Annotated in this window: 12 protein-coding genes and 1 tRNA gene; 4 read left to right on the top strand and 9 right to left on the bottom strand. The window is 65.9% G+C overall.

The window, feature by feature from the left end; translation table 11 throughout:
• The 3 genes from gmd to A5906_RS06255 form a co-directional block, all read right to left on the bottom strand.
• On the bottom strand, positions 1-893 hold an 893-nt coding region (gene gmd / locus A5906_RS06265), incomplete at its 3' end, for a GDP-mannose 4,6-dehydratase (protein ID WP_080134384.1).
• A 117-nt stretch (positions 894-1,010) separates the two neighbouring features.
• Positions 1,011-1,084: transfer RNA gene (locus A5906_RS06260), tRNA-Gly, on the bottom strand.
• A gap of 317 nt (positions 1,085-1,401) precedes the next feature.
• Positions 1,402-3,813 (bottom strand): ATP-binding protein, encoded by a 2,412-nt coding sequence (locus A5906_RS06255; RefSeq protein WP_080134383.1) that lies wholly within the window; start codon positions 3,811-3,813, stop codon positions 1,402-1,404.
• A 336-nt stretch (positions 3,814-4,149) separates the two neighbouring features.
• On the opposite strand from A5906_RS06255, the gene A5906_RS06250 reads away from it, so the two are divergent.
• Positions 4,150-4,863, top strand: coding sequence for a substrate-binding periplasmic protein (locus tag A5906_RS06250; protein ID WP_080134382.1), 714 nt, complete (start codon positions 4,150-4,152; stop codon positions 4,861-4,863).
• 10 nt (positions 4,864-4,873) lie between these two features.
• Here A5906_RS06250 and A5906_RS06245 read toward each other — a convergent pair whose 3' ends face one another.
• Both A5906_RS06245 and A5906_RS06240 read right to left on the bottom strand, forming a co-directional pair.
• Positions 4,874-5,077 (bottom strand): hypothetical protein, encoded by a 204-nt coding sequence (locus A5906_RS06245; protein WP_080134381.1) that lies wholly within the window; start codon positions 5,075-5,077, stop codon positions 4,874-4,876.
• Between the two features lie 27 nt (positions 5,078-5,104).
• Positions 5,105-5,290: a hypothetical protein gene (locus A5906_RS06240; protein WP_080134380.1), complete on the bottom strand. Its 186-nt coding sequence runs from the start codon at positions 5,288-5,290 to the stop codon at positions 5,105-5,107.
• A 201-nt stretch (positions 5,291-5,491) separates the two neighbouring features.
• Here A5906_RS06240 and A5906_RS06235 point away from each other — a divergent pair, with 201 nt between their 5' ends.
• On the top strand, positions 5,492-5,872 hold the full coding sequence (locus tag A5906_RS06235) for a YciI family protein (RefSeq protein ID WP_080134399.1): 381 nt from the start codon (positions 5,492-5,494) through the stop codon (positions 5,870-5,872).
• 9 nt (positions 5,873-5,881) lie between these two features.
• Here the strand turns inward: A5906_RS06235 and A5906_RS06230 are convergent, their stop codons facing one another.
• Positions 5,882-6,472, bottom strand: a complete 591-nt coding sequence (locus A5906_RS06230; RefSeq protein WP_080134379.1) for a TMEM175 family protein — start codon at positions 6,470-6,472, stop codon at positions 5,882-5,884.
• Between the two features lie 126 nt (positions 6,473-6,598).
• Between A5906_RS06230 and A5906_RS06225 the strand changes: the two genes are divergently transcribed.
• Both A5906_RS06225 and A5906_RS06220 read left to right on the top strand, forming a co-directional pair.
• A complete protein-coding gene (locus tag A5906_RS06225; protein WP_080134378.1) occupies positions 6,599-8,656 on the top strand; it encodes an ATP-dependent helicase in 2,058 nt (685 codons plus the stop codon).
• Positions 8,657-8,712: 56 nt separating this feature from the next.
• Positions 8,713-9,693, top strand: a complete 981-nt coding sequence (locus A5906_RS06220) for an NADPH:quinone oxidoreductase family protein (protein WP_080134377.1) — start codon at positions 8,713-8,715, stop codon at positions 9,691-9,693.
• Between the two features lie 48 nt (positions 9,694-9,741).
• Here the strand turns inward: A5906_RS06220 and A5906_RS06215 are convergent, their stop codons facing one another.
• From A5906_RS06215 to A5906_RS43945, 3 genes are all read right to left on the bottom strand, one after another.
• Positions 9,742-10,989: a metal-dependent hydrolase family protein gene (locus A5906_RS06215; protein WP_080134376.1), complete on the bottom strand. Its 1,248-nt coding sequence runs from the start codon at positions 10,987-10,989 to the stop codon at positions 9,742-9,744.
• A gap of 17 nt (positions 10,990-11,006) precedes the next feature.
• The gene (locus tag A5906_RS06210; RefSeq protein WP_080134375.1) at positions 11,007-11,510 is read right to left on the bottom strand and encodes a GAF domain-containing protein; all 504 of its coding nucleotides are present in this window, start codon (positions 11,508-11,510) and stop codon (positions 11,007-11,009) included.
• Positions 11,507-12,323: MFS transporter (locus A5906_RS43945; protein WP_245326608.1), on the bottom strand; the 817-nt coding region annotated here is incomplete at its 5' end. The genes A5906_RS43945 and A5906_RS06210, both read right to left, overlap by 4 nt.

The raw sequence follows: 12,323 nt of genomic DNA, 5'->3' as shown, positions 1-12,323 counted from the left end.
ATCTTCACCACCGTCTTGCCGCTTGCGGCATCGACGCCGGTCTCCTCGACGCCCTTGCCGCGCCATTCGACGCGGCGGCCGACTTGCGCGAACGAGAGCTCGACCATCTCGCGCACCGAGTGCATCTCGCCGGTGGCGAGCACGAAGTCGTCCGGCTTGTCGGCCTGCAGGATCTTGTGCATGCCCTCGACGTAATCCCGGGCATGGCCCCAGTCGCGCTTGGCCTCGAGATTGCCGAGATAGAGCGTATCCTCGAGCCCGACCTCGATGCGGGCGACGCCACGGGTGATCTTGCGGGTGACGAAGGTCTCGCCGCGGATCGGGCTCTCGTGGTTGAACAGGATGCCGTTGCTGGCGAACATGCCATAGGCTTCGCGGTAGTTCACCGTGATCCAGTAGCCGTAGAGTTTTGCGACGCCATAGGGCGAGCGCGGATAGAACGGCGTCGTTTCCTTCTGCGGGATCTCCTGCACGAGACCGTAGAGCTCGGAGGTCGAGGCCTGGTAGAACCGCGTCTCCTTCTCCATGCCGAGGATGCGGATCGCCTCCAGCAGGCGCAGCACGCCGACCGCGTCGGCATTGGCGGTGTATTCCGGGCTCTCGAAGCTGACCGCGACGTGGCTCTGGGCCGCGAGATTGTAGATCTCGGTGGGGCGGATCTGCTGCACCAGGCGGATCAGATTGGTCGAATCCGTCATGTCGCCATAGTGCATCAGGAACGGCACGTTGCCGACATGCGGGTCCTGATAGAGGTGGTCTACGCGCCCGGTGTTGAATGAGGACGAGCGTCGCTTGATGCCGTGCACGATGTAGCCGAGTGACAGCAGATATTCGGCGAGATAGGAGCCGTCCTGGCCGGTCACGCCGGTGATGAGAGCAATCCGCTCAGCCATATGGACCCTTAGCTCCCGGTGAACCACGTGGCGCAGACGGTCCGCGCGTTCGTGGCAGATGACGCCCTTCTTTGACAGAACGGCCGCCGCGTCAACTCAGAGGGCGTTATGGAAATTTGGAGCGGGTGAAGGGAATCGAACCCTCGTATTCAGCTTGGAAGGCTGCTGCTCTACCATTGAGCTACACCCGCGTTGGGCGATCCCCTAACACGGCCGGGCGGCAGTCTCAACTGCCTCGGGCCGGTCTTTCCCATGTCAAGGACGCCCCTGTTCCCGCACTTTCGCCCCTCCTCTTAACGGCGGGGAGATTTCAACCTATATTGAGTCTCCCGAAACCAACGAAAGGAGGTGATCCAGTGTCTTATCCCAAGCGCTGTCACCTCGCTGGGATCGCCCGCTAGGCCTTGAAAAGGGCTCGGCATCGGGGCGCTCTCAGCCCTGGACCAGCGAGCAAGAAATCGGGCGCGACGGGGCCTCCCCGCCGCGCCTTTTCGTCCGCCGGCGCGCCTCAGGCTGGCGGCTCGCCCCTGAGCACCTCGCGAATCTTCTGCGACAGCTCCGACTTCCGGTATGGCTTGCTCAGCAGCGCCACGCCGGCATCGAGATGCCCTTCGTGAACGATGGTGTCGTCGGTATAGCCGGAGGTGTAGAGCACCCTCACCCCTGGCCGGCGGAGCCGGACGGCTTCGGCCAATTCGTGCCCGTTCATGCCGCCGGGCATGATGATGTCGGTGAACAGGAGATCGAATTTGGCGCCCTGGTCGACCAGCGCGAGCGCGGCTGCGCCGTCGCCGGCGGCGAGCGTGCGATAGCCGAGGCTGCCGAGCTGGGCGATGACGTAGCCCTGCACCAGCGGATCGTCCTCGACCACGAGGATGGTCTCATGCCCGCGCGCTGTGGCGGGTGCCTGAACCGGCGCCGTCTTGGCCGGCGCCTCGCCCTTCGATCGCGGCAGGAACAAGCGCACCACCGTGCCGCGCCCCTCCTCGCTCTCGATCGCGACGGCACCGCCGGTCTGGCGGGCAAAGCCGTAGACCATGCTCAGCCCGAGCCCGGTGCCGCGGCCGACGCCCTTGGTGGTGAAGAACGGCTCGAACACCCGCTCGCGGATGTCGGCCGGAATGCCGTGGCCGGTGTCGCTGACCGCGATCATCACGAAGGCGCCGCGCACGACATCGCCCTCGCCCGCGCCTTCGGTGCCGTCGAGCTCCCGGTTCGCGGTCTCCAGCGTCAACCTGCCGCCACCGGGCATCGCGTCACGCGCGTTGACGGCGAGATTGACGATCGCGGACGAAAGCTGCGACGGATCCGCCATCGCCGACCAGGCGTCGTCCGCAAGCCGGGTCACGATCTCGACATGCTCGCCCAGGCTCGGCTTCAGCAGCTTCGCGGTCTCCAAGACGAGGGCGTTGACGTCGATCTCGCGCGGCTCGAGCGGCTGGCGGCGCGCGAAGGTCAGGAGCTGCGAGGTGATCTCGGCGCCGCGCGTGGCCGCATCGTCGATGAGCTGCGCGATGGCGGCGAACTGGGGCCTGTCCGCGAGCCCCTCCTGGATGAGCTCGATGGTGCCGGTAATGACGGTGAGCACGTTGTTGAAATCATGCGCGACACCGCCGGTGAGCTGACCGATCGCGTCCATCTTCTGGGATTGGCGCAGCCGCTCCTCGGTTTCGTGTTGCGCGGTGAGGTCTGTGGCGGAGCCGCGATAGCCCATGAAGTGTCCGTCGGTCCCGAACACCGGCTGGCCGTTGACGCTGAAATGGCGGATGCGTCCGCTCGCATCACGACCGCGATACTCGAACTTCCGGAACGGCTCGCGACGGTCCAATGTCGCCAGGTGCGCGCGCCATTTCTCCGGCTCGGCGTCGTGGTCGAAAGCGGCGTCGATGCGGCGCTTGCCGATCAGCGCCCTGTGGTCCATGCCGAAGCCGCCGGCCCGCTCCGATATGTAGGTGAACCGATGATCCGGTCCGGTTTCCCAGAACCAGTCGGACGCGGTCTCGGCATAGTCGCGGAAGCGCTGCTCGCTCGCGCGCGCATCTTCTTCGGCGCTGCGGCGGATCTTCAGGTCACGTTCGAGAGTGGCGTTGGCCTCGCGCAGCTCGCCATAGGCGCACTCGAGATTGGCGCACATGGCGTTGAAGGCGACGATCACCTTGTCGAGCTCGTCGGGATCGGAGGGCGGGCTGCGCTCCAGGCGCAAAGGCGGCGGCGGCCGCGCCAGGCTGTATTTGCTGACGAAGTCGGCGATGGCGACCAGATGCCGCGTCACCAGCAGATGGAACACGTAGATGATGAACAGCGAGACGAGAAACGTCTTCGCCGCCTGGCTCGCCAGAATGACCAGGGCACGGTGCAGCAATTGCTGATAGACCTCGCTCAACGTCGCTTCGACGTGGAGCACGCCGATCGTGCGCACCACCCCCTGCACGGTGGTGGTCAGGGGATAGTTGCGCGTCACCATCGAAGGGGTGTTCGGCTCGCCGACCGCGACACGGATCGGATTGGGACGATCGGCGACCTCGCGCACCTCGGCGGCGCGGATGTCGGGCAGCCGCAGGATACCGTCGAGCTGGAGCCTGAGCTGGTTCTGGTCGAGATTCCACAGGCTCTCGCCGAGGCTGCCGGTGGTGCTGCGGCCGATCTCGTCGAGCCGCGTCTCGATGAGGCCGACCTCGCGCTCGTAGTCGAGATAAAGCTGCAGCGTGGTCAGCATCAGCGTGACGATGGAGCTGAACAGCAGCACGGCGGCCAGCAGGCGCGGCCCGACGCCGCTGCGCGACCAGTTGAAGACCCGAGACAGCAACGCTCCGATCATCGCCGGCGCAACCGCAACGCCGATCCCGCCCAAATCCTGCTTCGCGGCCGCCGGGGCAACGGCGCGGCTGCGCTTGGAGTCCTCATCGCCTGAGTTACCCATGCACCCTGTCCCGGGAATGGCGGCACCTGCTCCGGCCGGCCAGTCACGGCCAGGAGCAATTCGACAGTCGATATTCTCTTCACGCGAGGCGAGGCGTGGCGATCCTGTCGGCCCATGGGCGGCTTGAGGTCGGCGGGGTCATATCTTGCGCCCAGCAGCAGGATCCTGGCCCAAGCTACCACCTCGCGTGCTAGAATGACATCGGTGAAAGTCCGGAGCCGCCTCACATCGCGGGCGAACGTCGATTGCTGCGGCCGGCGCGCAGGCGCCACCCCGGGTAGATCGCGCGGGCCTCCGAACTCCAGCGGTAGTGGGATTCGACCAAGGAGAAGCGTGATGTGGCGGATTGCCCTCGCCTGGCTGTCTTTGCTCGCAGCCGCTCCATCGCAGGCGCAAGACCTGATCCGGCTGGCGCGCATCGCCGACATTCCCGATCAATATGTCGGCGGCGAGATGCTTCGGGCTGTCTACGCCAAGCTGAACATCAAGCTCGAATTCGAGGACGTTCCCGGCAAGCGGGCGCTGGCGCTGTCGAGCGCCGGCGAAGTGGACGGCGAGATCCAGCGGATCGGGACGCTCTCACGCGACTATCCGACGCTGGTCCAGGTCACGCCGGCGATCAATTACATCGAGCCCGCGGTGTTCACGACAAAGCTGCATTTCGATGTCGCCGGCTGGAATTCAATTCGAGACTACAGCATCGGCATCGTCCGCGGCGTCGGCTCGTCGGAGGCCGGCACGCGCGGCATGGCCCGCGTCACGGCGACGACCAGCCTGGAGAGCATGGTCAAGATGCTCGACGCCGATCGCTTCGACGTGATGGTCACCGACCTCTTCAGCGGGCTCGTCGCCGTGAGGAAGCTCAACCTGCAGGCCAGGATCTATCCGCTCTCACCTCCGCTCGAGCGCATCCACATCTATCACTATTTGCACGAACGCCATCGCGCTCTGGTGCCCGAGGTCGGCAAGGTGATCGCGCAGATGGAGGCGAGCGGCGAATTGGCAAATCTGCGGGAGGCGCTCGTCAAGCAGATCCTGAGCGCACCGTAACGGTGCCGGCTCAACTCGCGCGAAGCCGCTCGCGAAACGCAACGGCGGCAATCAGCACGCCGACACACCAGGCCACGACCGCCCGGTGAGGCTCTTCGCCGAGGAGCACGGTGAGGATACTCGCGACCAGGCATGGCGCGATCGCGTTGCCGTTCCGGCTCGCCAGCGAGAACAGGAACGGCAGCGCGGCGATCGAAATTTGCAGGAGGCTCATCCGCAAATACCGGTTACGCCCGGGACTTCAGAAGCCACAGACATTGAGCGCGCGCGGGCGCTTGCCGCGCCGGCTCTCGACAATGCGCTCGCCACCATTCTCGGCCGAGCTGCCGTAGTAGCGATGGTGGCCGCTCTGGTCGTGCAAATCGGCCGGCTCCGACTGGCCCGCCCGCCGCGCGTCGCAGATGATCTTGATGGTCTGACCCGACATAGCCGCCTCCGAATTCCTCAGCCTTCTTGGTGGTCATCAGTCGCATCGGCTTCAGGCGGCGTTCACATCAGCCCGTCGCAATCGGGTTTCAGAATGGTTTCGTCGAGGCCTGCACGACGCAATATTTTGTTGAGGGGGATTGTCGGCGCGTACCGCGGTGATACGTCCTTTGGACCTGTGCCCGAAATCAACGAGGTGACGATGTTTTATGCGATCCTGGCCTATCATGTGGAAGACGAGCTTTTGACCTGGACGCCGGAGCAGGATGCCGCGGTGGTGGCCAAGGTCATCGAGGTTCAGGCGCCCCTGCGCGCCAGCGGACACCTCGGGCCCGCCGCCCGGCTGGACGACACAAGAAAGGCCCGCACCCTGCGCGGCCCCGGCGCCGGCATGGTGCTGGACGGCCCGTTTGCGGAGACCAAGGAGCAGCTTCTCGGCTTCCACCTCGTCGAATACGACACGGATGAGGAGGCGATCGCGGCGGCGCGGAAGCTGCGCGAGGTGAACCCGACGGCGGTGTATGAAATCCGGCCGGTCAAGCTTTACGTGCCGGCCGACGGGTTTGGCGCGACAAAAGGATAAGCCGCCGCCCTAAACCTCCGCCTCGCCCTGCGCGACATAGAATCGCTGGATCAGTATCCCGCCGAAGGCGATGAACCACACGAAGGGTGCGATACGCGGCGCGAAGGCGGCAACGATCGTACCCGGGATGAAGACCAGCAGCGGAAACAACGACGGCATCATCTCGCGGACCGAACTGCCGACGATCGTCCACCACAGCCAGGCATTGAGCCCGGCAATGGCGGTCAGGTGCAGGCCGTAGAGCACGGCCACTGCGCTGCTCATGGCGTAATTGGTGTAGAGGCCGTTGGTCACCGGCAGCAGCACGATCGAGAGCAGGAAGAACAGGTTCAGGATCACCATGCCGCGGCTGCCGACCGGCTGGCGCGCCAGCCGGCGGTGATGGCTGATCCAGAACACGCCGGCGATGATGAAGCTGAGGGCAAAACCAGCGAGCTTGCCGGAATAGACCTGGGCGAGATCGCTCCAGCCTGGTGCGCTGGTGAACACGGCGGCCTTGGGCAGATCGTACGCCAACAGCGTCATGGCCACACCGAAAATGGTGTTGCTGAGCGATTCCAGCCGTCGCATCTCGAACTGGTCAGACTTGAGCTCGCTCATGCCGGGGGCACTTTTCGGGCTGGAACTTCGGACCGTCTTTTCCCTAGGTCTTAACATCGGTTCCGTCCAGCCGCATTGCGATTCGCTCCGGGATCGCCGACTCTCGGCCTTTCACCGGGGCGATTCGTGGCGACATATCTGGACACGCTCAATGCGGAGCAGCGCCGCGCCGTCGAGCACGGCGTGGCCGATGGCGCCACCGTGGGAAGCCCCCTGCTCGTCATTGCCGGCGCCGGCTCCGGCAAGACCAACACGCTGGCCCACCGCGTCGCGCACCTGATCGTCGCCGGCGCCGACCCGCGCCGCATCCTGCTCATGACGTTTTCGCGCCGCGCCGCGGCCGAGATGGCCGGCCGGGTCGAGCGGATCGCCCGCAAGGTCCTGGGCGAGAACAACGCCACGATCATGCGCGACGCGCTCACCTGGGCCGGCACGTTCCACGGCATCGGCGCACGGCTGCTGCGCGAATATGCCGAGCGGATCGGTGTCGATCCCGCCTTCACCATCCACGACCGCGAGGATTCCGCCGACCTGATGAACCTGGTCCGGCACGAGCGCGGATTGTCGAAGACCGAGAGCCGATTTCCGGCCAAAGGCACCTGCCTGTCGATCTATTCGCGCTGCGTCAACGCCGAGATGGAGATCGAGAAGGTGCTCGGCCAGCACTATCCCTGGTGCGCGGGCTGGGCCACCGAGCTGAAGGGCCTGTTCGCCGCTTACGTCGAGGCCAAGCAGGCCCAGCACGTGCTCGATTACGACGACCTCCTGCTCTACTGGTCGCAGATGATGAGCGATGCGCTGATCGCCGAGGAAATCGGCGGCCGCTTCGATCACGTGCTGGTCGACGAATACCAGGACACCAACCGCCTGCAATCCTCGATCCTGCTGGCGCTCAAGCCCGATGGACGCGGCCTCACCGTGGTCGGCGACGACGCGCAGTCGATCTATTCGTTCCGCGCCGCCACCGTGCGCAACATCCTGGAGTTTCCGCAGAGCTTCTCGCCGCGCGCGGAGATGATCACGCTCGACCGCAATTACCGCTCGACGCAAGCGGTGCTGGCCGCCGCCAACGGCGTCATCGGCCTTGCGCGCGAGCGCTTCACCAAGAACCTCTGGACCGACCGCACCTCCGGGCAGAAGCCGCAGCTCGTCACCGTGCACGACGAGGCCGACCAGGCGCGCTACATCGTCGAGGCGGTGCTGGCCAACCGCGAGCAAGGCGCGCTGCTCAAGCACCAGGCGGTGCTGTTCCGGACGTCCTCGCATTCGGGGCCGCTCGAGATCGAGCTGACCCGCCGCAACATCCCCTTCGTGAAATTCGGCGGGCTGAAATTTCTCGACGCCGCCCACGTCAAGGACGTGCTGGCCTTGTTGCGCTTCAGTGAAAATCCGCGCGACCGCGTCGCAGGCTTTCGCATCCTGCATCTCTTGCCCGGCATCGGCCCCGCGACCGCGCAGCGCGTGCTCGACCAGATGGCGGAGAGTACGGACCCGCTTGCCACGCTCGGCCGGTTTCCCGTGCCAGCGCGTACCGGCGACGACTGGACCGCCTTCGTCCGCACGGTGGAGAATCTGCGCTACTCGGAATGGCCCGCCGATCTCGAGCGCGTGCGGCTCTGGTACGAGCCGCATCTCGACCGCATCCACGAGGATTCCGAGACGCGCCGCGCCGATCTGATGCAGCTCGAGCAGATCGCCAGCGGCTATGCCTCGCGCGAAAAGTTCCTGACCGAGCTCACGCTCGATCCGCCGGATGCGACCAGCGACAAATCCGGGCCGCCGCTCCGCGACGAGGATTATCTGATCCTCTCCACCATCCACTCCGCCAAGGGCCAGGAGTGGAAGTCAGTGTTCGTGCTCAACGTCGTCGACGGCTGCATGCCCTCCGATCTCGGCGCCGGCACCAGCGCCGAGATCGAGGAGGAGCGCCGCCTGCTCTATGTCGCGATGACACGCGCCAAGGACGATCTGCACCTCGTCGTGCCGCAGCGCTTTTTCGTCCACGGCCAGGCCGCCAAGGGCGACCGCCACGTCTACGCCTCACGCACCCGCTTCATCCCGGAATCCCTGGTCTATCTGTTCGAACGCGCCGCCTGGCCGAAGGCCGCGCCAGGTGCAGCGCGCACCTCGGCGCAAGGGCCGAAGATCGACATCGGGGCGAAGATGCGCGGGATGTGGCGGTAGACACAAGAGGCTGGTCCAGGACCCGGTTAGAGTAACCGGAATAACAGGGATCCGACATGAAAGCCGTCGTCGTCGAACAATACGCGCCCATCGATCAAATCGAGCTGAAAGATATTCCTCATCCGCTCCTGGAGCCCGGCCAATTGCGCATTCGGGTGGAGGCAGCGGGAATCGGATTTGTCGATGGCTTAAAGATTCAAGGCCTCTATCAAACCAAGGACCCCCTTCCCTTCATCCCCGGAACGGAGTTCGCAGGGATCGTGGACGAAGCCCCGGGCAGGCCGGGAGGTTATCAACCCGGCATGCGCGTGATGGGGATGACGCGCTCGGGCGCGCTTGCCGAAGAGATCGTCGTCACCCCAGCGGCGCTCTATCCCCTGCCGGACGGCGTCGCGGCCGAGGTCGCCGCCTCGTTTCGCGCCAATTACCTGACCGCGCTCTATGCGCTCAGTGCACGCGCCTCGCTCTGCGCAGGCGAACAGATTCTGGTGCTGGGCGCCGCTGGCGGTACGGGAGTCGCGGCAGTCCAGATCGGCAAACTGCTCGGCGCCCGCGTAATCGCCGCGGCATCGACACCGGACAAGCGCGAGTTCGCGCAACAACACGGCGCCGACGCTGTGATCGACTACACGCAGACCGGCTGGCGCGACAAGCTGAAGGAGTTGACTGGAGGACACGGCGCCGACGTGATCTTCGATCCGGTCGGCGGCGAAATCTCGGTGCAGGCATTTCGTTCGATCGCCTGGCGCGGACGCCATCTGGTGATTGGTTTCGCCGCGGGTGCAATCCCCGCGCTGCCGTTCAATCTGCCGCTGCTGAAAGGCGGTGCCCTGCTCGGCGTCGACCTCGCGCAGCTCCCAACGCGCGAGCCCGAGTTGCAGAAGCGCCTGATGTCGGAGCTGACGAACTGGCTCGCCAACGGCGAGCTGAAACCCGTGGTCGGCCGCGTCTTCGCGCTGGAAGATTTTCGCGAGGCGTTCAGGACCATGCAGACGCGCGGAGCGCTCGGCAAGATGGTCGTGCGCATCTCGAGATAGGAGCCGAAGATCGACATCGGGGCCGAGATGCGAGGGAAGCGGCGGTAGCTACGCGCCCAGCCTGTCGAACTGGACCTTGCCCGCCTTCATCACCAGCGGAATGTGCTCGCCCTGGCCAAGCAGGCAGGCTACGTCACGTAGCGGATTGCCGTCGACGACCAGCAGGTCCGCGAGTGCCTCGGGCGCAATCCGGCCAAGCTTGCCTTCCATGCCGAGCACCTCCGCGCCGATCACGGTCGCACTGGCGATGACCGCGCGCGGGCCGAGGATTTCGGCACGGATGCGGAATTCGTCGCTCTGCAGACGCTGGGACGGGCCAAGCAAATCGCTGCCGAATCCCACCTTCACGCCGGCGTCGCGATAGATCGCGAGCGAGCGCAGGCCGGCGTCGCGGACATCGGCGATCTTGGCGACGCTCTCCGCCGGCAGGCCATATTGCGCCCCCTCATTGGCCAGCGCCTCGTAGGTGACGAGTGTCGGCACCACATAGGCGCCCTTCTCGGCCATCAGCCGCGCGGTCGGCGCATCGACCAGATTGCCATGCTCGATGGTGCGTACGCCGCAGCGGACTGCGCGCTCGATGGCCGCGGCGGTGTAGGCATGGGCGAGCACATAGGTCTGGCGCCCGCGCGCCTCCTCGACGATGGCGCGGATCTCGTCCTCGGAGTAGCCGAAGGCGCCGACCGGATCGGTCGGAGAGGCAACGCCGCCGGAGGCCATGATCTTGATCTGGTCGGCCCCCATCTGGAGTTCCTCGCGCGCGGCCTTGCGCACGCCGTCGACGCCGTCGGCGACGCGCGCCAGCGCGCCGACACGGACGCAGCACGGGCACGGTGCGTCGCTCGCAAGATAATCCGAGCGCGCCCGCATGTCGCCGTGGCCGCCGGTCTGGCTGAGCGCGCGTCCCGAGACAAACAGCCGCGGGCCGTCAGTGAGACCGGTTTCGATCGCCTGCTTCAGCGCGTGACCGGCGCCGCCGGCATCGCGCACGGTCGTGAAGCCACGCCGCAGCATGCCGCGCAAGAGCAGCGTCGAGCGCAGCGTCACCAGCACGTTCGGCATGTGCACCTGCTGCGCCAGGTTGAGCTCGACCGCGATGGCATGCACGTGAAGGTCGATCAGGCCGGGCATCAGCGTCTTGCCCTTGAGATCGATGGTGCGGTCGGCGGTGACGTGGAGCGGCCGGTCGGAGACCTCCTTGATCAGATTGTCTTCGACCAGCACGTGCTGCCCCTCCAGCAAGTCCGGCTGGAGCGGGTCGAGCAGTGCGGCGTTCTTGAAGAGGATGCTGGGCATAGTCGTTTCCTGTCTGGTCAGGATGAGATCGCCATCAGCAGCGCGGGCAGCGCAAGCTGGGCAAAGGGAAGGCACGCGGCGGCATCGTCCTCGCCGTACCAGCCCGCCTCGTGAAGCAGGTTGAGCGAGCCGAGCGTACGCCCCCGCCAGCGCACGGGCATGTTGAGCACGCTCTCGCAGCCGAGCGAGGCGATCAGGTCGTGATCGGAGAAGACGGTGCGCAGATCGTCCCGCGTATAGCCGATATAGGCCTCGCCGCGGTCGAGCACCGCCTCGGTCCAGGCCCCCGGCGCAAGGCGCTTGCGTCCCCCCGTCGGATACGGCCGCGGGAGATTGGAATAGACCCGCGCCGCTTCGCCACTGTCGCCGTCATAGGTCAGGATCGTGAACAGCTTGTGCCCGATCGCCGACTTCACGGCTTCGTCCAGCGCCACGAACAGAGCCTCCGGCTGATCCACCTTGCCCTGCGCGGCCGCAACGGCGCAGAGCAACGGATCGGCCTTTAGTTTCGTCCGCGTCATGCAACTTCACCGGCCGCGATCTCTTCCAGCGAACGGCCGCGGGTCGGCACGCCCATCAGCACGACGGTGACCGCCCCGAGCAGCAGCACCGTGGTGGTGACGCCGAACACGCCGCCGAAGCCGAAATTCGGATAGAGATAGCCGACCAGGATCGGCGACACGATCGCGCCGATCCGGCCGATCGCGGAAGCGAGCCCGGCGCCCGTGGTCCTGACCGGCGTCGGGAACACCTCGGCGGTATAGGCATAGACGCCCGCATAGGTGCCGTTCATGAACAGCGACAGGAAGATTCCCGCCGCCATGATCTGCTGGTCGCTCTGCGCGAAGGCGAGCCCGAGCGCGCTGATGCCGCCGAGCACCATGTAGGTCGCGATCGTCGCCTGCCGGCCGATGCGTTCGTTGAAATAGGCGGCGCTGAAATAGCCGGGAATCTGCGCGCAATAAATTGCGATCGAATAGGCGAAGCTCTTGGTGATGCTCATGCCGTTCTGGACCAGCAGGCCGGGGATCCAGACGAAGAAGGAATAATAGCTGAAGGTGATCGCCAACCACATGATCCAGGTCATGATGGTGATGCGCGCCTGGCGGGCCGCAAGAAGCGCCGCGAAATTGGCGAGCAGCGTGCCGCCTGTGCCCGTGGGCGCTGCGGCTTCGACCACCGGCTGCGGCAGGACGTGGCCCTCGCGCGCAAAGCCCGCCTCGATCCTGTCCAGCAGGGCTTCGGCTTCCTTGCCCCTGCCCCGGCTTTCGAGCCAGCGCGGCGATTCCGGCAGCGCCCTGCGCCACCACAGCAGCATGACGACCGGCACCGCC

Origin of the sequence: Bradyrhizobium sacchari (genome assembly GCF_002068095.1) — a bacterium.
In the GTDB taxonomy this organism is placed as follows: domain Bacteria; phylum Pseudomonadota; class Alphaproteobacteria; order Rhizobiales; family Xanthobacteraceae; genus Bradyrhizobium; species Bradyrhizobium sacchari.
Note: the sequence above shows the minus strand (reverse complement) of the source record. Positions and strands in the feature narration are given on the sequence as shown.

What these genes read in the sequence shown, in the direction of transcription:
- A5906_RS06245 (WP_080134381.1), bottom strand. Translation starts at nt 5,077, where the DNA reads ATGAGCCTCCTGCAAATTTCGATCGCCGCGCTGCCGTTCCTGTTCTCG.
- A5906_RS06240 (WP_080134380.1), bottom strand. Translation starts at nt 5,290, where the DNA reads ATGTCGGGTCAGACCATCAAGATCATCTGCGACGCGCGGCGGGCGGGC.
- A5906_RS06230 (WP_080134379.1), bottom strand. Translation starts at nt 6,472, where the DNA reads ATGAGCGAGCTCAAGTCTGACCAGTTCGAGATGCGACGGCTGGAATCG.
- A5906_RS06220 (WP_080134377.1), top strand. Translation starts at nt 8,713, where the DNA reads ATGAAAGCCGTCGTCGTCGAACAATACGCGCCCATCGATCAAATCGAG.
- A5906_RS06210 (WP_080134375.1), bottom strand. Translation starts at nt 11,510, where the DNA reads ATGACGCGGACGAAACTAAAGGCCGATCCGTTGCTCTGCGCCGTTGCG.
- A5906_RS06255 (WP_080134383.1), bottom strand. Translation starts at nt 3,813, where the DNA reads ATGGGTAACTCAGGCGATGAGGACTCCAAGCGCAGCCGCGCCGTTGCC.
- A5906_RS06250 (WP_080134382.1), top strand. Translation starts at nt 4,150, where the DNA reads ATGTGGCGGATTGCCCTCGCCTGGCTGTCTTTGCTCGCAGCCGCTCCA.
- A5906_RS06215 (WP_080134376.1), bottom strand. Translation starts at nt 10,989, where the DNA reads ATGCCCAGCATCCTCTTCAAGAACGCCGCACTGCTCGACCCGCTCCAG.
- A5906_RS06235 (WP_080134399.1), top strand. Translation starts at nt 5,492, where the DNA reads ATGTTTTATGCGATCCTGGCCTATCATGTGGAAGACGAGCTTTTGACC.